Below are 18,079 nucleotides of genomic sequence, written 5' to 3' on the forward strand. Positions count from 1 at the left end.
ATCATGCTTCCTTGCGATTTTCGTTTTCCGTCCAAAAATTAAAAAAATTATACCACTGCAAAGGATACATTATGCAATACTGTTCCAAGAGAGCGACATATTCGCGGCACAAGCGCTTGATCCGCGCCTCCCGTTCGGCACGCGGACAATCGAATGCTATGCCCGTTTTATGTACGTGCATCGAATAGCGCGGAGTGAGCATGAGCGTCTTTTCGCGGAGCGCAAAGACGAAATACGTCGGCGCTTTTAAAAGCGCTGCAAGCAAAAAAGCGCCGTACGAAAACCGCGCAGGCTTCCCGAGAAAGTTTTCGGTTATCGCCCTGTCCGCAGTATTGAGCGACGTGCGGTCTGCGGCGATGACGACGAGGCCGCCTTCGTCGATTCTGTCCATCAACAGCGAAATCGTTCCCGCGTTGATTTCATCGGCGTTTATTATATTGAGCTGCACGTGCGGATTGATCGATTTTATCGTATTGTTGAATTTTTTCGTCGTATTCAAATTCAAAATCGCCGTAACGGGAACATAGTGCGACACGCCGGTGCGGCCGTATTCGGCGAGGCTCCTGAGCATTTCGATGTTGCCCAAATGCGAGCCGATAAGCAGCGCGCCTTTTTTTCGATCGAGCTGATCGATCAGCGATTTAACGTCGTCTTTTTGGAGCGCGATCTTATTAAAATCGATTTTACCGCACCAGCCTTCGATCTTTTCGATGATGCACAGCGCAAACGAAACGATGTGCCTATAGACGTAAGGCCGCTTTATGCAATCACCCCTGTCCGCAGTATATCGCAGCAACCGGTTTTGATATGCGCGCGATTCGTCTCGGGCGCGCTTCGAACACGCAAAATAAAAAAACGAAATAGGAAAAGCGAGCAAACCGATAAACCACAAAGGCAGGTGCGAAATGAGCCACACGGTAAATTCGATCGGGCGGCTGCTCGACACTTCTTCCCGTTTTTGTGTCCAGTGCTTATCCGCACTTTCCGCAGGTTCAGCCATAAACCCTTCTTCTGCAAATAGCGCGGAACGTCAGAACCGGCAAGCGCACGATCATACCCAAAAACAATTTTGTAAACGACAGCGATATGCGGATATTGTCGCGCACCATGCGGAAATTCGAAATGCCGTCTGCAGGGTAAGTCACGCGCACCGGATAGGATTTTATATGCACGCCGCTCCATACGAAGTGTACGAGGATATCCGCGTCGTATCCCATACGCGCATCCACGCACGCGCGGTGAGTGAGCAGGCGGCAATACGGCGCTACCGGATAGATTCGAAACCCGCACATGGCGTCGACGATTTCATCGCTCAGAGACACAAAGCGTGCCCAGCGGTTTGAAATCTCTCTGCCTTTTTTGCGCGAGGTCGGCACCGACTCGTCGAACACGGGCGTACCGCAGATAAGGCAAGAGGGATTTTCTTCCGCGGCTTCGATAAAAAAAGAAGCGCGAGAGGCGTCATGCTGAGCGTCCGAATCGATTTGAAAGACGTGCGTCAAACCGAGCTCGTGCGCTTTTAAAACGCCGCTCGTCATCGCTTTGCCTTTGCCGCCGTTTTTTTGCCGTTCGACGAGCACGGCGAGCGGGCACGACTCGACCGCCGCGCGGATCTGCATTTTATTCGCCGCATCGTTACCGTCGTCCACGACGATAATCGGCCGGTCGTATACGGCAAGAGAGCTGATGACGGAACCGACCGTCGAACCGTGATTGTACACGGGGATGACGAAGCCGAGCTTTATCGCAGCTTTCTGCACCGCATCGTTTTGCGCAGCGTTTTGCATCGCACCCATCGACTACACCGCAGCGACGAAGATTCCCGACGAATACGCTTTATCGGATTTTTTTGCATCCCGGAGCAAAAACGACATCGATTTTTTTTCGCGATTGAAATCGAGCTTTAAGCGGACGAGCGTGTCGGGTCTGATCGGTGCGGAAAATTTAATGCGTTTGATTTCCGGCACATAACGCTGCGTACCGAAATATTTTTTTGAAAACCGCGTTATAATTTCGAACTGTGCGACAGCCGGGAGCAGTTTAAACTCCGGAAAATGTCCGTCGAAAAAATCGCTCGAAGCAGGAATAAAAAATTCGATCTCTGCGGAATCTCCGCTCTGCGAAAGAACCTTTTCATCGACGATATCGTGCAGATTTTCACTCATGGTTATTATGCCCCCTTTTCATATACGCCGCCGCGCCGTATTCCGTCCGTATGTATCGCAACTCCGTGCCGTTTTTATCGTACGGCCGCATCCGACGCATCGCGCGTTGCAAACAAAGCTGCGATATCTTCCTTGTGCTTTTTACCCTGTACGTCGCACGGAAGAGACGCGACATAGCGCCAGCGTTTCGGAATGACGACGTTTTCAAAATAATTCATAAGATAGTCGTGAAAGAATTTATTAATTGTCAATTTTTTTTCGTTTTGAAATTTCCGCTTGCCGTCAGCATTGAGTACGAGCGCAGCCGCAAGATACTGGCGCACGTCTTCGAGCGCGATGACTTTTACGTCGGAGACTAATCCGCTCTGCAAAAGCCTGTTTTCGACTTCCGTCATCGAAATGCGTTTTTCCTCTATCTTTACGATCGAGTCGGCCCTTCCCTTCATGACGAATCTGCCGTCGGGGAGAAGATCCGCCAAATCGGCGGTCGCAAAACCTTTCGGGTCTTTGATATACGGAGAAACGATGACGAGACAACCGTCTTCCCCTTTCCAAATCTTCGCGTTGTCGAACGGCGTCCACGCAAGCCCGTCTTTCGTCTGCTGCCGGTACCCAATGCCGCTTGTCTCCGTCGAACCGTACACTTCAAGCGGACAAAAACCGAATACGGCTTCCGTCTTTTCGGCAAGCTCTTTCGAAACGGCGCCTCCGCTTGTAAAGATAAAACAATCGTCGAGCGGGAGCTTCCGCTCCGTTTCAACGGTACGCTTTAAAAACGCGGGCGTCGCGATGATCATGTAGGATTCGTCGGACAGCGTTTCGAATTCTTCGGGATATTCGATGCGCGTACGGCGGAAGGGAACGCCGTAGCCGAAGGGGAGCGCGATGCCGAACAAAAAACCGTAGATGTGGTGCTGGCTCACCGTCGTAACGAGTTTTCGCTTTGCGAATTCCGCACCCCACTTCGAAAAGACGAATGCATTGTCGAGTTCGAATTCGGTCATGCGTTGGCGGACGCCTTTGGGCTTTCCGGTGCTGCCCGACGTGTAGAGCAAAATATCCGTATCGTCCGCGACGATTTTCGGAAGCGAGCGCATATCGCTTTCCGACGGAAAAGCAGCCTTTTCGACGACATCGGGAATAAAAATCGAATCGGCAATATCGCGGTCGGTTAAAAATTCGACGCCGTCCGTTTTGATTTCCGCGATGAATTCGCGTGTAACGTTTTGCGTCAACAGCACCGTTTTTTTGCACTGCAAAAGCGCAATGAACGCGCACAGAAAATACCAATAATCTTCGCAGTGGAGAATATATTTTTGTGCGGACTTTTCGGAAATGAATTTTCGAAGCTTTGCCGAATCGGAAAGAAAATCGCGCCACGTTTTATACGCGCCGTCCGACCACTTCCGTTCGTAACAGACGATAAAATCGTCGGGGCGGGAATCCGCCGTAAATGTACTGATCGTATGCGCTTTCGGCATTTTTCTTTGTACCCGCCTTCTGATAATAAATTCAACGGCAAACATACAGCCCATGAGCGCGTATGAAATGCCGCCGTTGTATATCGACCACACCGTATCGGAGCAAAAAAACGCCGTAAATGCCGACACACTTCCGTTGCAGATAAAAAAGACGCACCACGCAAGGGTCACTTTCCGGCAGTACCGCTCTATCGAACTTTCCGCCGCAGAGCCGCGTATCGTTTTATCCTGCAGACACGCAAACCTGAAAATGATGTTCGGCGGCAAAAAAAGCGTGCTGCCGAAAACGACGAGCAGCGTTGCGCTGATCGTTACCGAATACAATTTTAAAAATACGGTCCGATTCGTAAAAAAACAAAAAAGACCCGCCGCAAGAAAAAGCGCGGACTGCGCAAGCGGCTTCCAATCGAAAGACCGCTTTTCACTTTCTGCCGTTCCCCTTCCCTTTCCGTCCGCGTTTCGTACCCGCCCCGTCGCGCTCAAAAAAAACGCACAGGCGACGACGACGATACACAGCGATAAAATCCTGACCGGAAGTTTTAATACGACAAGGAACGCAAAGATGAGAACGGGATAAAGCGCCGCAACCGCATAAAAAAAAACATTAACAAATTTTTTCATCAATCGGAAACGACATCGATTAAAAAAAGAAGCGGCCGGCTGCACGAGCTGCCGCGTTCATTTTTTTATTAAGCCTGCTGCGTATACGGATACAATGCGTCGACGACATCCTGCATCGTCTTTACCGTTTTAAAAATCGCAGGGTCGACTTTTCCGGGAATAAAATCCTTCATCTTTACGATCAAGTCAATCGAATCGATGGAGTCGAGCTCAAGATCGTCGGCAAGCTTTGCCGCGGGAGTGATTTTATCCTCTTCGATTTCAAATTCTTTTGAAAGAATCGCTTTCAGTTTGTCGAAAATCTCTTCTTTAGTCATATACAATTCCTCTTACGCCTTTTCGGCTGCAATATATTCAGCTAATGCATCGACCGATGCAAAGTGCTTTTTATTATCAGCGCTTTCGGCTGAAAGCTTTACGCCGAATTTTTTCTTCAACGCCACACCCAATTCAAGAGCATCGATTGAATCAAGTCCCAAGCCCGTTCCGAAAAGCGGCTCGGCATCGACAATATCTTCCGGCTTTACGTCTTCCAGCTGCAACGACGATACAATCACTTCTTTAATCTGTCGCTTTAAATCATCCATAACGACCTTCTAAACCCCACCCTTACAATATATTTTATTATTATAAACAAACCCGTAAAAAAAAGCAACAGCGCGGCAAAAGTTCACCGAAGATAACAGCGCATTGCCCCGACAAATTTTTTAAGGGGGAAAAGCCTTTCCCCTCGGTTCAGAGCTCCGCTCTTCACCCGACCCCTTTCGAGCGGGGGCAAACCTTTTTCGCTCGTGCCCCCGCAACGCCCCGCGCTTATCCGTACAATTCGTCGAGGAGCGCCTTTCCCGTTTGCGTGCGAAAAATCGTTTTGCGCACCGCGAGCGCCTCCGCTTTCATCGCTGCATCGTCCGAATCGTTTTCATGGTGCTCATATATGTTTACGAGAAAATCCGCTTCGACGAGAATTTGATAATCCGTGCCGTCGATATTCGTATACGTGTGGTGATGACCGACAAGCCAACACACGCGATCCGTCACCGCTTTATCGTAACCGAGCGCTTCAAGCATTTTTCTCGCTTCCGGCGGCCCCTCTATTTCCTGATAATGCCCGTGCCCGTTGCCGTATTTTTGCTCCGCAAGGTGAATACCGATATCGTGTACGATCGCCGCCGTCTCCGTAACGTGTCGCAGCTCGTCGCCGACCTTTTCGCCCGCACAGATCAGCTTCGCAAATTCGTACACTTTCAAAAAGTGATGGATACGCTTCGGATCCCCTCTGTCATACGCGATCATCGCGCGCAAAAGTTCGCTGTTTTCCGGCACCGCTATTTCCTCAAAAGAGCTGCAAACGGATTGTAGCCCTCGCCGTCCGTCTGACCGGAAATATAGCGCGCCGTCGTTTTATCCTGTTCGACCGACGTCGTCGGCGTAAGCGAAATACGCCGTTCCCGAGCGTTTACTTCTTTGACGAGTACCGACATCTTTTGTCCCTTCGAAAAGACTTTGTTCAGATTCGTATGAGAGTCGACGCCGTCCATTTCCGATATGTGCACGAGTCCGTCGACGCCCGGTTCGAGTTCGACAAAAACGCCGAAGGGCGCAACGCGCGAAACGATGCCCTCGTATTTCGAACCCGAGGCATATTTTTCCGCTGCAGCCGTCCACGGATCGGCAAGCAACTCTTTTGCGCTGACCGAAACGCGCTCGTGCGCCCAATCCGCTTTAATAATTTTTACGTCGAGCTTTTGCCCGACATGCAAAACGGTGCTCACGTCGTCGACACGAGAGCGCGCGATTTCCGAAATCGGCAGGAGCGCTTCGAATCCGCCGATATCGACAAAAGCGCCGTATGTTTGCAGCGACACAACCGTCGCTTCGACCGTCATGCCTTCTTTTAATTTTTCCTTGAGCGCTTCGAGTTCTTTTTCGTACGCTTCTTCCATGACGGCGCGGTTTGAAACGAGCATGTCGCGCCCGTCGTTTTTGTATTCCTGAATTTTAAAAACGAGGTGCTTTCCGACAAATGACGCGGCATCTCCCTTTTGCTTCCAGCCCATCTGCGAATACGGGCAAAAGGCGCGGCTCGTCCCGACCGTCACTTCGTAGCCGCCTTTGATCTCTTTGTCAACATGCCCTTCAACGGGGATGCCGTTTTTATACGCGTTTTCGAGAATCGATTTATCCGCTTTGCCGCCGGAAATCTTCGTCGTAAAGCGAGCTTCCCCGCTTTCGTTTCCGATAAAATATACGTCGAGCATATCGCCCGGATGTATCGAACAGATGCCGTTTTCATCGGTAAACTCGGACGCGTCGAGTACGCCTTCGCTTTTTGCGTTCAAATCGAGAAAAACCGTACCCGCGGAAACCGCGACGACTTTGAGTGAAACCCTCTCTCCCATATCAAATCTTTTCATAAAAGCCTCATACTTCGAACGCGATTATAGCGCATTCCGCAGATGCACGCAAATCGAAATGCAAATCGCATCGGAACGCAAATCGGCGAAATCAATCCTCGTGTGCGATGCCGCACATATCGTACACGGAGGCAAAGCCTTTGCGCTTCATAAACGCTTCGATGCCGGAGAGCACTTCGAGCATCGTCAGCGGATTTGCAAAAGTGTTCGTACCCACTCCAACGGCAAGCGCTCCCGCCATGATAAACTCGACCGCATCTTCCCATTTTTCGATACCGCCGACGGCGACGATCGGCACGCGTTCGTGCGGCGGAAGCGAGCGCATCGCTTCGAAAGTTTCCCACACGAGGCGCACGGCGATCGGACGAACGGCAGGGCCGCCGAAGCCCGCTTTGATTTTATCGAAAACCGGCATGCCGCGCTCTATGTCGACGGCGACGCCTTGAAACGAGTTTCCGATGCTGAGCGCGTCCGCACCCGAGCGGATGCAGGCGAGCGCGACACCCGTAAAATCGGGCGCTTGCGGCGTAAGTTTGACGATGAGCGGTTTTTTCGTTACGGCGCGCACTTCGCGCACTGCACTTTCCGCATTCGCACACGTCATGCCCCATGCGGCCCCTCCGGCCGCAACGTTCGGACAGGAAATATTCAGTTCGATAATTGGGACGGCACTTTTATCGAGCAGCTTTGCGCCTTCGATGTACGTTTCGAGTGTCGAACCGGAGAGGTTCGCGATCGTCACCGTTTTCAGTTTGAGCATTTCCGGCAGTTCGAAATCGATAAAATGAGCGATGCCCGGATTTTGCAGCCCGATCGAATTCATGAGACCCGAAGGCGTTTCCCACAAGCGGATGCCCGTATTTCCTTCGCGCGCTTCGAGCGTCAGCCCCTTGCTCGCAATGCCGCCGAGCTTTCCGACATCGAATACGGAAGCGTATTCCGTGCCGAATCCGAAAGTCCCCGAAGACGCGATGACGGGATTTTTTAAACGCACGCCCCCGATCGCAATCGAAAGATCGGGTACTCCGTCGAGCGCTTTCCGAGCAGGCTTCGATACGGGCTTCGGAAATTCGAGGATGCGGCTGTCGAAAACGGGACCGTCTTTACAGCAGCGCTTGTTGCCTTCGTTCGTGTGAATCGTGCAGCCGAGGCAGACACCCATACCGCAAGCCATTCGGCTTTCCATGCTTATATAACACGGGATACCTGCGCTTTCGGCTATGCGCTTTACATACGAAAGCATAGGCACAGGGCCGCACGCATACACGGCACCGTAACATCCCGCACGAAGCGCATCTTCGGTAAGGGCTGCGGGAAGCATGCCGTGAACGCCTTCGCTTCCGTCGTCCGTCGTAATTATTAATTTTTCCGGGCGGATATACTCCAAACCGTAGGAGCCGCTTTTAAAGCTCGCAAAAAAATCGTAAGAGCCGGGCGGAAGCGTTTCGGCAAAAGCAGCTACGGGCGCGACGCCGATACCGCCGCCTGCAACACAGACTTTTGTATCGTTTTCGGGAAAGGGAAAAATGTTTCCGACGGGGCCGAGCATCAGTAGGGCATCTCCCGCTTTCAGTGCGCACAACTCCCTCGTACCGCGTCCCTTTACGAGGATGAGAAACTGCACTTCGATTTCGTCCGCGCGCTCTTCGGCATGAAATACGCTGACCGGCCGCCCCAAAAGCACGAGCGACCTTTCCGCGCGCAGCATATAAAACTGCCCCGGAAGCGGCATGCCGGACTGCGCGCTCGGCGAACTTTTGTCGCGTACGGTACTGTCAGCGCTCGCCGCTTCTTGCGGCACGGCAGAACGGTTTACAGCTTGCAGAATCGAAGACGGCACCGACTGACAGTGTCTAGCTGCCGACTTCGGTACGCAGACTTTCAGCAAAAAAACGCTTCCTTCGGGGCGCGCGCCTTTTTCTTTTTCACAGGACACGACGGTACCCCTCGCATAGAGCGGAGGAGATTTACAAGCTGCTGTATCGGACATAATGTAAAGATATGATTTTACGCGAGTTAGGGCAAGACGGACAGCGTCTCCCGCATAAAAAAGTAAGGAAACAATACCCCTCGAATTCATGTGAAAAATTAAATCAAAGAAATTCGAGGGAGTGTATTTCAAACAGCATATTCTTTAAATAAATATTTACTTACATATAATTAATTAAAGAAGCAATCATCAATAAAACTATTCCTACTACAGTCCAAATAGCAAAAAGTTTAATCGCATATTTAAACCATTTGGTAAAGGGGATTCCGATAGCACCCACAAAGCCCATTGTCGCCGCAGCATGCGGAAGAATATTATTACAGAATCCATCTCCAAAATTAAACGCCAATACGGCCGTTTGCCGAGAAATACCGACCAAATCAGCCACCGGTACGAAAATCGGCATAGACACGGCAGCTTGCCCGCTGCCCGAAGTAATGAACAGATTAATAATAATATGCATAATAAACATTGCCGGAGCTTTAAGAATATTCGGTACATATGAAAGTACACCGGCTAGCCCGTGAACAACAGTATCTATAACATTTCCTTTTGTTAGGATAACACCGATGACATATGCAAATCCTATCATCATCGATGTCGCCGCCATACTTTTAACACCATTCATGAATTCTTTGCAGATTGTATTGATCGGCATTCTGTATACAATCCCTGCCGCAAAGCCCATGTAAATAAATGTTGTTGCAACTATTTCATTCGACAATTTTCCAAAAATGGAAACATAAATGATATAACCGATTCCGATTAAAGCAACAACTGCAACGGGAATATGTCGTTTTACAAATCGGGTTTCATCATTTTCTTCAAAAGCAAAATCTATTTTGACATCATAGATTAAACTTTTTTCCGGCGTTTTTTTAATTTCCTTTGCGTATTTGAGTACATAGAGAATACTGACCAGCAAAAAAGGAATCATCGAAAGAAGACGAAACCACATACCCGAAAATAAAGGGAGCTCTGCAATTTGTTGTGCTGTTCCGGTATTGGATATATTCATTGCACCGCAAGAAAATCCGACAGCACCGCCCAACATAACTATTGATACACCGACAATAGCGTCCAGACCTAAACTGAGTGCAACCAACACCCCTAAAGCAGCAAATGGTATAAAGAAATTTAAATTTATCGGAATACATAACAAAGCGAAAACAGTCATCAGGAGAGAAATTACAAGCCACTCTTTATTTCTACCTCGTGCTTTCCGACAAGCAGAACCTGCAATACCCTGAAACATTCCGGTAGAAAGCAATACCCCCATTCCTCCGCCGGCACAAAGCAAAACAAATATAACATTTTTTGCTTTGTTTAATCCGGTAAACACATGGGAAAAAATAGAAAGAGGATTAACCGGAGTTCTGTCAACATAATGAAAACTTTCAGGAAGTACAATCGTTTGTCCGGATTCGTTTTTTGTACGATCATAGCTACCGGCAGGAATAACATAAGTCAATACCGATGCCATAAACATAACAACCACAATGATCGCCAGCGTATGTGGAACCACAATTTTTTTCGTTTTAGCTTCCAAAATATTCCTCCTATTTTATTATTTGAATTTAAATTAGAAACCGGCAATAACATCCATTTCTAACTTAAATCCATAATGAAGCTCTTTAACACAAATAATAGTTCGCGCATGAATGTGATCTTTAAAAAAACTGCTGTAAATATCATTAATTTTATCCCAATTTTTTAAATCATCCACATAAACGGTAGACTTTAAAATTTTTGCAGCGGAAGAACCGGCAGCTTTCAAAATCTTATCAATATTTGATAAAACGCGCTTTGCTTCATCTTCAACTGTTCCAAAAACTTTTTCTCCGTTTTCCAAACTAACGGAAAACTGACCGGAAACGTAGATACGTCCCCCATCAACTACGGCCAAAGCATAATGTCCATTCGGTTTTAACCCTTCAACTTGCTTAATAATGCTCATATTTATTCCTTTATTTATACCTTTTTTTGTTTTTAGGAATCGGCGGTTTTGCTTTTTGGGGAATAGGCCATAGATAAGGTTCCTTTAAACTACCGGCATTAAATTCTTTAATTACCTTTTCAAACGCTGTCGGCTCACAAAGCAGTTTCAAGGCAGTACCGGCCAATACCTTTCCTGCATGTAATAACGCTTTATGCGCAAGGGGAGCTTTTCCCTGAGAAACAAGCTGCCAAGAATGAGCCGGCGTATCTTTTGCATAAGAAACGATACTGATTTGACCGACCGGTTTTATTTGACTAACATCCCCTACATCCGTTGATCCGAAACACGCATTTGAAATAGGATTTAGCGGGTATAAAAAATCGCATATTTCTTTTTTTTCAAGCTGTGCAGCCAGAACGGTTCCTCTTTCCCCGTAATACTTGCATAAATTCCTTTCATCAGTTCCGATCATTTCCGGTTTTAAAGCACTCCGTATTTTATTTGCAAACGCAATATCTTGTTCATCAATCGGGCAAATACCGGCTAATTCCATTTGTTCATATAACAATTCATTCAAAACTTTATTCGGACGAATTTCACTACAACATCTGTCAAATTGAACCGAAACTTTCGTATCCGTCATCAAAGCGGCTCCCTTGGCAATCCTTTGTACTCTTTGATAAATATCATTAACATCTTTCATTTTGGGAGCCCGTAACTGATAAAGAACTTCTGCATGCGGCTGAACAACGTTGGCAAATTTGCCGCCGGAATCAATAATTGCATAATGTATTCTTGCTTCAGGAACAACATGCTCTCTTAAAAAGTTGACGCCGACATTCATCAATTCAACGGCATCAAGTGCGCTCCGGCCTAGGTGAGGACATGCAGCTGCATGTGCAGCAATACCGTCAAATTTAAAGACAGCTTGAATTGAAGCGAGAAAAACTTCGCCTAATATCATGTTATACGGATAGGGATGCCAAGTTAAAATAATATCGGAATCATCAAAACAATGTTCTCGCACCATCCAAGCCTTTCCTGAACCGCCCTCTTCTGCAGGACATCCGTAATATACTACCTGTCCGTTGACTTTTTTTGTTGCAATTAGTTCTTTTATCACAATCGCAGCTGCAAGTGCCCCCGTTCCAAGTAAGTTATGCCCGCAGCCGTGCCCGTTCGTAGATGTTCCGCCGGAAGGCTCTTTTTGAATTGAAAAAGCTTTTTGATCTAAATTCGGCAGTGCATCAAATTCTCCTAAAAAACCGATAGTAGGACCTTGTGTCCCGTACTTGGCACGAAAAGCAGTAGGAAGATTTCCGATTCCCGTTTCAACGGAAAAACCCAACTCTTTCAAAAAACTGCAATACAGTTTTTGGGATTGATATTCTTCAAATTTTGTTTCAGCAAGTTTCCAAATTTCATCACTTATCTCGATAATTCGTTGCTCGTATGGTTTAATTATAGAATTAATAACAGACTGATAATTCATAATTTTCACCTCGGTTTTATTATATATCATTTTATCCAAAAGTCAATAAAAAATTATATTTTTTATGAATTATATATAAAATTATATTGCTTTTTTTCAATTTATGTTATATTATATATAATATAGATAATTTATTATATAAAAGAGGTATATTATGAATAATAAATTATACGAAATAATAGATACTCCGTCATTAATTATCGATGAAGAAATTGTACTCGATAATATAAAAAACACACAAGCTTTAGCCGATTCTAAAGGGGTATTGCTGCGCCCTCATATTAAAACACACAGAATGCCTTACTTTGCAAAATTGCAAATGAAATACGGGGCAACCGGTATTGCATGTGCAAAAATAGGTGAAGCAGAAGTTATGGCAAATCATGGTATCCAAGATATTTTTATTGCAAATGAAATCGTCGGTATTCTTAAATACAAACGGCTGAAAGCCTTACGGCCGCTGGTAAAAAAATTGCGAATCGGTATTGATAATACAACTCAGGTCGATCAAATCGAGCAAGTTTTTTCTACGGAAAAAGAACCTTTAGAAGTCCTTATAGAATATGAAGTAGGTGAAAATCGTTCCGGAATTATAGAAGATACAGACCTCATTCATTTAGTTAAATATACGCTGAAAAAGAAACATATTATAATTAAAGGCATTTTTTCGCACGAAGGTCATACATATAAAGCCGCAAACAGAACCGAATGTATTTCGCTGGCAGAAAACGCATATCGTCGTACTTTACATGCGACAGACCTTATGCGTAATATGGGAGTTGAAGTTGAAACTATAAGTGTCGGAGCAACTCCTTCGATTTTAAATGGTGCGTTTACAGAAGGAATTACAGAACTGCGTATAGGGACCTATATTTTTTTTGATGTGGGGCAAGCCTCTGCTATAGAAGATTTTTCTCATTGTGCGGCAACAGTCCTCGCCACTGTCATATCAAAACCCAATAAAGAAAGAGTAGTCATCGATGCAGGTGCAAAAGCATTGGTAAGTCAAAATCGAGACATCGGTATTTGTGCAACAAACGGTTTTGGACGTATCAAGAATTTTGAAAATGTAACTATCGCAGCTCTTTTTGACGAACACGGTGTTATAATCAATAAGGCTTTCAATGAACAAGTCAAAATCGGCGACAAAGTTGAAGTTATTCCAAGCCATATTTGCCCGACCGTCAATCTTTACGATAAAGCAATCTTAATCAAAAACAACGATATTGTAAGAACAATTGATATTGCATGTCGAGGCAAATCACAATAGCACTCTTTACATCAATCCTATCGTTTGCTATCATCATTAAATGACAAGAGAAAAAATGAAGAATGATGAGCTTAAAAGGTTCTTACCAATAGTAAAAATGATTGGGCAAACCTTCGGAAAAAACTGTGAAGTCGTATTACATGATCTCACTATGCCCAAAAGTTCCGTCGTTTTTGTAATGAACAATCATGTTACAGGAAGACAAGACGGACAGTCGTTTGATCACTTAATTACGGAAGTTTTATTATCTCCCTCTTTACAAAATGACCAAAGATGTAATTATACATTTACCTTAGAAAACGGAAAGAAAATAAAATCGAGTACCGTATTAATACGCAATCATGCGGATAGGGTAATAGGTGCTTTGTGTATAAATATTGACATTACAGCAATAGAAGCATCTATGGATATGCTTTATAACTTTATAAAACCGGAGGCGAACCTTTTTGAATCAGGTGTGGACATAGAGGATATTTCCGGTGTCAGTGATGTTTTTAACGATTTACTTGATCGAATTATCAGTATGTCGGGAGAAAAGCGAATAACAAAAAAAGATCGGCTTAATCTTATTGAATTTATGGATACTAAAGGTGTATTTTTAGTAAAGGGTGCCGTTGAAAAAGTTGCCGAAAAAATGGGTATATCGGCAGTCACCGTATACGGCTATTTAGATGAAATCAGAAGAAAGAATACGCAAGAAAGCCGACCGCAGCTTTAATACAGCCTATACTGCACTTCGATTTCGTCCGAGCGCGCTTCGGCGTGAAATACGCTGACCGGCCGCCCCAAAAGCACACCCGACCTTTCCGCACGGAGCATATAAAACTGTCCCGGAAGCGGCATGCCGGATCGCGCGCTCGGCAAACTTCTGCCTTGTAGAGCGCTGCCGGCACTCGCGGCCTCTTGCAGCGAGGCGGAAGGGTTTACAGTTTGCGGAACCGAGGACGACACTGACTGACAGTGTCTAGCTGCCGACTTCGGTACGGCGGCTTTCAGCAGAAAAACGCTTCCTTCGGGACGCGCGCCTTTTTCTTTTTCACAGGATATGACGGTACCTCTCGCATAGAGCGGAGGAGATTTGCAAACTGCGGTATCGGACATAGTGTAAAGATATGATTTTACGCGAGTTAGGACAAGACGGACGGAGGCGGAGGCTCCCGTATAAAAAACGGCACCCCGAATAAGGGGGTACCGTCCGCTTCGTGCAAAAATCGATTACATTCCTTAGTTTGCAAAATTATTTTTAAAATGTATCTGACCGAACCGTCGCTTTAATACTCCCTTTTTTTTCAGTTGCGGCTTTTTCACCTGCTATGCGGCCGAAAACAAGCGCTTGCAATAATCCGTCGCCGGACATATATGCGGCGCCGCCCGTACTTGCAAAACCTTCCGTGCAGCCTCCCGCAGCGTAGAGCCCCTGAATAACCGTACCGTCCGCTTTCAGAACGTGAGCGGCAACATCAGTGACAAGACCTCCCTGCGTATGGCGCAAATCGCCGGTTATCTTCATCGCATAATACGGGCCGTTCCAGTTTTTCGGTAATTTCGTTTTATTAAACTCATCTTCGCCGCGCTTAATGGAAGCCTCATAGCGCTCAAAAGTATTTGAGAGAGATTCGGCATTAATACCCAGCGCATCCGCAAGCTGCTTGGGTGTATTACCGGATACCACAATGCCTTTTTCTTTATAACCGGCAAAAGCAGCGGTAGCGGCGGCAATATCGTCATTGATAATCAAATATGCAAAATGTCCGGGCTGAGCAAGGACGTGCGGAGTCAATTCGGAATACCCGCCGTATTCATTAGTAAAACGGATACCGTTACTATTGACGAAAATACCGCCCATATTAGCCATTCCCTGCGACAGAGAAGCGTGTATTTGTTCGTTATAAAATGCGTGCCCCTGATATGCTTTCATATTCGCAACGGCGGCGCCTAATCTTTGTCCCCAGAGAATACCTTCTCCCGTTGCACCCGGCGCTACATATTTAAATGCACTTGCAACTTCCGGCATATACGTTTTAACCATTTCATCGTTTGCGCCGAAACCCGATGTAGCAAGCACCGTATTGTTAGCCGTAATATTAAAATCATTTATACCGTCATTTGCTCTGACACCGACGACTTCACCTTTGTCGTTTGTAAGCAAACCGATTCCCGTCGTCCCGCACATAACGGTAATATTTTCAACATGTTCAAGATTATCGATCAATGCGGCTGTCATACCGGCACCTAAGCGGTCGCTGATATGCATTCTATAGTTTGATTGCCCATAGTACAAAGAACGGGTGACAAGCGTAAAACGGCAGCCTTTCGACTCAAGCCATTCGATCAGCGATTTGGAATTTTCGACAACCGTATACACAAGATCACGCCGAACACTGTAGTTGCTCGGCCTTAAAATGTCTCGGGCAAACCAATCATTATTATCTTCGATGCCCGCATCCTTTTGCTGTTTGGTACCGACTGCCGGAATAATACCGGCCGATAACTGCGTAGCACCGCCCAACGCACCCATTTTTTCTATAAGAATAACATACGCACCTTTTTCCGCCGCAGAAAGTGCTGCTGCTATACCCGCACCGCCGCCTCCGACGACAACTACATCGGTCTTCATATCGGCATTCTTCGTTTTTGCAGTATTTTTTACTTTACTTTTCGCATTAAGCTTTGCGGTATCCACACCCGCACTTTTGAGCGCAGCATCCGCCGCCTGCATAATCGCGCGGCTGGTAATCGAACATCCGCCGATAACGTCGAGGTTCGTTTTTTGAAAAGCTACGATCTGGGCCGGAATTTTTTCGATTGCCGGATCGCTGATGCCGGGCGTCTCGTTATGTTTTGTCACCGTTACCGATTCGATTTCGGAATCGGTAAGTTTTACTTCCACGGTAAGAGCTCCGCCCATACCCTGTCCTTTACCTGTGTAAGTACCCGATTTAAATAACTGATTTGATTTACACGCGGCAACGGATAGCATTGCGGCAAACAGCATTACCGGCACGAACCCCGAAAACAATCTCTTTTTCATAAGGTTTCTCCTTTTTACGAAATTTTTATTAATTATCAATTAATAAAAAGCATCCCAAGATAAATCCTTTTGCAACAAAAGGAAACCGCTCGAAACTTACGTTTTTCGATACCGCAAAATACATACACACATGCTTTTACCCCGCCTTTCGCGCGCTGCCCTTCCGCGCATCGATTATATTTTTAATAACCGGCCAAGAGAACGCGAGAATCGTCGCGATCAAAAGCACGCAGGAAACGGGACGCTGTACGAAAGTCATGAGCTTCCCATGGCTCATCACGAGCGCACGGCGGAAGTTCGCTTCCATCATATTGCCGAGGAGCAGACCGAGCACAAATGGTCCCGTCGGAAAATTATATACTTTGCACACAAAGCCGAGAAGAGCAGCGGCAAACATGACGATAACGTCGAAAAAATTATTATTCAACGCATAGGATCCGACGACGCACAAAAGACATACCGCCGTCCAAACGGTCGGCTGCGAAACGTTCAGCACTTTCGCGGATGCTTTTGCGGTAACGAGACCGAAGATCAAAAAGACGACATTCGCAAGCAGCATGAGCAGCATAATCTTTGCGGTAAAGTCGGCATTTTCAGTAAACATTTTCAAACCCGGCTGCATACCGTACATCGTCAAAGAGCCGATAAGGATCGCGGTAACCGAATCGCCGGGAATGCCGAGCGTCATCATCGTCGTCATCGCCCCTCCGATAACCGCATTATTTGCAGTCGAAGAAACGGCGAGCCCTTCAATCGACCCCTTTCCGTATTCTTCGGGATGCTTACTCATTTTTTTTGCATTGCCCCACGAGATAATCGATGCGATGTCGCCGCCCGCTGCGGGAATCGCGCCGATGAGCGTTCCTTCAACGGCACCGATAAGCGTCGGTATCGTGAGTTCTTTGAATTCCTTAAACGACGGCAAAACGCGGCCGAGCGCAAGATTGACTTTCCGCGCTTTCATTTCCGCCGCTTCTTCCGCGCGGTTCCGCGAATACATCTGATACAGCACTTCGCCGATACCGAACATACCGATCATAACGGGGATAAACGAAATGCCGGCGAGCAAGTCGACCGAACCGAAAGTAAAGCGCGGTACGGCAAGCAGAGGATCGAGTCCCACGCAGCTGAGCAGGATGCCCGCGACGCCGAGTATCGTACCTTTGAGCACGTTGCCGGTCGACACGGCGATCATCATCGAAAGACCGAAAAGCGCGAGCATACAGTATTCGGGCGCATTGAACGTTACGGTAAAATTCGCTATCGGTGTGGAAAACAAAATAAGACACAGCGTCGAAAAGACCCCTCCGATAAACGAATAGATGACGTTTACGCCGAGCGCGAGACCGCCTTTCCCCTGCCGGTACATCTGATAGCCGTCGAGCGATTGACTGATGGAAGCGGGCGTTCCCGGAGTATTTATTAAAATCGCGGAAATGCATCCCGAAAAAATTGCGGCATTCCACAGTCCCATAAGCAGCGCGAATCCGTTTGCCGGCGGAAACCAAAATGTAATCGGCGTCATAATGGCGATACCCATCGTTGCGGATAGGCCGGGCAGCGCGCCGATCACCGTACCGATTACGACTCCGAGGCATAAAAACAATAAAACCGACGGCGTACAAAGTTCAAAAAAAGCCTTGGCAAAAATTTCGAGTGTCATACATACTCCCGTA

At 46.8% G+C, this 18,079-nt stretch carries 17 protein-coding genes; 2 read left to right on the forward strand and 15 right to left on the reverse strand.

What is annotated here, in order from left to right; genetic code table 11:
* Position 1: 1 nt before the first annotated feature.
* The 12 genes from HMPREF0860_RS10565 to HMPREF0860_RS10620 all read right to left on the reverse strand — a co-directional run bounded on the left by HMPREF0860_RS10565 (position 2) and on the right by HMPREF0860_RS10620 (position 12,132).
* Positions 2-1,000: a lysophospholipid acyltransferase family protein gene (locus HMPREF0860_RS10565; protein ID WP_021330962.1), complete on the reverse strand. Its 999-nt coding sequence runs from the start codon at positions 998-1,000 to the stop codon at positions 2-4.
* Positions 993-1,796, reverse strand: coding sequence for a glycosyltransferase family 2 protein (locus HMPREF0860_RS10570; RefSeq protein ID WP_021330937.1), 804 nt, complete (start codon positions 1,794-1,796; stop codon positions 993-995). Before HMPREF0860_RS10570 ends, HMPREF0860_RS10565 begins: the two co-directional genes overlap by 8 nt.
* 3 nt (positions 1,797-1,799) lie before the next feature.
* Entirely contained in the window at positions 1,800-2,165 is a 366-nt protein-coding gene (locus HMPREF0860_RS10575; RefSeq protein ID WP_021495773.1) for an ApeI family dehydratase, read from the reverse strand.
* A gap of 74 nt (positions 2,166-2,239) precedes the next feature.
* On the reverse strand, positions 2,240-4,267 hold the full coding sequence (locus HMPREF0860_RS10580) for an AMP-binding protein (protein ID WP_038081482.1): 2,028 nt from the start codon (positions 4,265-4,267) through the stop codon (positions 2,240-2,242).
* Positions 4,268-4,335: 68 nt separating this feature from the next.
* Positions 4,336-4,584 carry an acyl carrier protein gene (locus HMPREF0860_RS10585; RefSeq protein ID WP_021330961.1) on the reverse strand — a complete coding sequence of 83 codons (249 nt, stop codon included), beginning with the start codon at positions 4,582-4,584 and terminating at the stop codon, positions 4,336-4,338.
* A 12-nt stretch (positions 4,585-4,596) separates the two neighbouring features.
* Complete coding sequence (locus HMPREF0860_RS10590) at positions 4,597-4,854, reverse strand: phosphopantetheine-binding protein (protein WP_021330938.1); 258 nt, start codon at positions 4,852-4,854, stop codon at positions 4,597-4,599.
* Between the two features lie 226 nt (positions 4,855-5,080).
* Positions 5,081-5,590, reverse strand: coding sequence for an HD domain-containing protein (locus tag HMPREF0860_RS10595; protein WP_021330934.1), 510 nt, complete (start codon positions 5,588-5,590; stop codon positions 5,081-5,083).
* 2 nt (positions 5,591-5,592) lie between these two features.
* The gene (locus HMPREF0860_RS10600) at positions 5,593-6,681 is read right to left on the reverse strand and encodes a 30S ribosomal protein S1 (protein WP_021330956.1); all 1,089 of its coding nucleotides are present in this window, start codon (positions 6,679-6,681) and stop codon (positions 5,593-5,595) included.
* A 91-nt stretch (positions 6,682-6,772) separates the two neighbouring features.
* Positions 6,773-8,671 carry a dihydroorotate dehydrogenase gene (locus HMPREF0860_RS13630; RefSeq protein ID WP_021495768.1) on the reverse strand — a complete coding sequence of 633 codons (1,899 nt, stop codon included), beginning with the start codon at positions 8,669-8,671 and terminating at the stop codon, positions 6,773-6,775.
* Between the two features lie 160 nt (positions 8,672-8,831).
* A complete protein-coding gene (locus tag HMPREF0860_RS10610; protein ID WP_021330957.1) occupies positions 8,832-10,220 on the reverse strand; it encodes a YfcC family protein in 1,389 nt (462 codons plus the stop codon).
* Positions 10,221-10,253: 33 nt separating this feature from the next.
* Complete coding sequence (locus tag HMPREF0860_RS10615) at positions 10,254-10,628, reverse strand: RidA family protein (protein ID WP_021330944.1); 375 nt, start codon at positions 10,626-10,628, stop codon at positions 10,254-10,256.
* A 10-nt stretch (positions 10,629-10,638) separates the two neighbouring features.
* Positions 10,639-12,132, reverse strand: a complete 1,494-nt coding sequence (locus HMPREF0860_RS10620; protein ID WP_052037686.1) for an amidohydrolase — start codon at positions 12,130-12,132, stop codon at positions 10,639-10,641.
* 124 nt (positions 12,133-12,256) lie between these two features.
* Between HMPREF0860_RS10620 and HMPREF0860_RS10625 the strand changes: the two genes are divergently transcribed.
* Together HMPREF0860_RS10625 and HMPREF0860_RS10630 are read left to right on the forward strand one after the other, a co-directional pair.
* Entirely contained in the window at positions 12,257-13,372 is a 1,116-nt protein-coding gene (locus HMPREF0860_RS10625) for an alanine racemase (RefSeq protein ID WP_021495764.1), read from the forward strand.
* Positions 13,373-13,412: 40 nt separating this feature from the next.
* Positions 13,413-14,090 (forward strand): helix-turn-helix transcriptional regulator, encoded by a 678-nt coding sequence (locus HMPREF0860_RS10630; protein ID WP_021331608.1) that lies wholly within the window; start codon positions 13,413-13,415, stop codon positions 14,088-14,090.
* Here the strand turns inward: HMPREF0860_RS10630 and HMPREF0860_RS10635 are convergent.
* From HMPREF0860_RS10635 to HMPREF0860_RS10645, 3 genes are all read right to left on the reverse strand, one after another.
* Entirely contained in the window at positions 14,087-14,473 is a 387-nt protein-coding gene (locus tag HMPREF0860_RS10635; protein WP_021331619.1) for a hypothetical protein, read from the reverse strand. The genes HMPREF0860_RS10630 and HMPREF0860_RS10635 overlap by 4 nt on opposite strands.
* Positions 14,474-14,615: 142 nt before the next feature.
* Entirely contained in the window at positions 14,616-16,403 is a 1,788-nt protein-coding gene (locus HMPREF0860_RS10640; RefSeq protein WP_051170004.1) for a flavocytochrome c, read from the reverse strand.
* A gap of 136 nt (positions 16,404-16,539) precedes the next feature.
* The gene (locus HMPREF0860_RS10645; RefSeq protein WP_021495758.1) at positions 16,540-18,066 is read right to left on the reverse strand and encodes a tripartite tricarboxylate transporter permease; all 1,527 of its coding nucleotides are present in this window, start codon (positions 18,064-18,066) and stop codon (positions 16,540-16,542) included.
* Positions 18,067-18,079 lie beyond the last annotated feature (13 nt).

Origin of the sequence: Treponema socranskii subsp. socranskii VPI DR56BR1116 = ATCC 35536 (genome assembly GCF_000468115.1) — a bacterium.
Classification (GTDB): Bacteria; Spirochaetota; Spirochaetia; order Treponematales; family Treponemataceae; genus Treponema_D; species Treponema_D socranskii.

Excerpts from the sequence above, each read along its gene's own strand:
- HMPREF0860_RS10575 (WP_021495773.1), bottom strand. The coding sequence starts at position 2,165 with ATGAGTGAAAATCTGCACGATATCGTCGATGAAAAGGTTCTTTCGCAG.
- HMPREF0860_RS10630 (WP_021331608.1), top strand. The coding sequence starts at position 13,413 with ATGACAAGAGAAAAAATGAAGAATGATGAGCTTAAAAGGTTCTTACCA.
- HMPREF0860_RS10600 (WP_021330956.1), bottom strand. The coding sequence starts at position 6,681 with ATGAAAAGATTTGATATGGGAGAGAGGGTTTCACTCAAAGTCGTCGCG.
- HMPREF0860_RS10645 (WP_021495758.1), bottom strand. The coding sequence starts at position 18,066 with ATGACACTCGAAATTTTTGCCAAGGCTTTTTTTGAACTTTGTACGCCG.
- HMPREF0860_RS10620 (WP_052037686.1), bottom strand. The coding sequence starts at position 12,132 with ATGATATATAATAAAACCGAGGTGAAAATTATGAATTATCAGTCTGTT.
- HMPREF0860_RS10635 (WP_021331619.1), bottom strand. The coding sequence starts at position 14,473 with ATGTCCGATACCGCAGTTTGCAAATCTCCTCCGCTCTATGCGAGAGGT.
- HMPREF0860_RS10640 (WP_051170004.1), bottom strand. The coding sequence starts at position 16,403 with ATGAAAAAGAGATTGTTTTCGGGGTTCGTGCCGGTAATGCTGTTTGCC.
- HMPREF0860_RS10585 (WP_021330961.1), bottom strand. The coding sequence starts at position 4,584 with ATGACTAAAGAAGAGATTTTCGACAAACTGAAAGCGATTCTTTCAAAA.
- HMPREF0860_RS10580 (WP_038081482.1), bottom strand. The coding sequence starts at position 4,267 with ATGAAAAAATTTGTTAATGTTTTTTTTTATGCGGTTGCGGCGCTTTAT.
- HMPREF0860_RS10625 (WP_021495764.1), top strand. The coding sequence starts at position 12,257 with ATGAATAATAAATTATACGAAATAATAGATACTCCGTCATTAATTATC.
- HMPREF0860_RS10615 (WP_021330944.1), bottom strand. The coding sequence starts at position 10,628 with ATGAGCATTATTAAGCAAGTTGAAGGGTTAAAACCGAATGGACATTAT.
- HMPREF0860_RS10570 (WP_021330937.1), bottom strand. The coding sequence starts at position 1,796 with ATGGGTGCGATGCAAAACGCTGCGCAAAACGATGCGGTGCAGAAAGCT.
- HMPREF0860_RS10565 (WP_021330962.1), bottom strand. The coding sequence starts at position 1,000 with ATGGCTGAACCTGCGGAAAGTGCGGATAAGCACTGGACACAAAAACGG.
- HMPREF0860_RS13630 (WP_021495768.1), bottom strand. The coding sequence starts at position 8,671 with ATGTCCGATACAGCAGCTTGTAAATCTCCTCCGCTCTATGCGAGGGGT.
- HMPREF0860_RS10590 (WP_021330938.1), bottom strand. The coding sequence starts at position 4,854 with ATGGATGATTTAAAGCGACAGATTAAAGAAGTGATTGTATCGTCGTTG.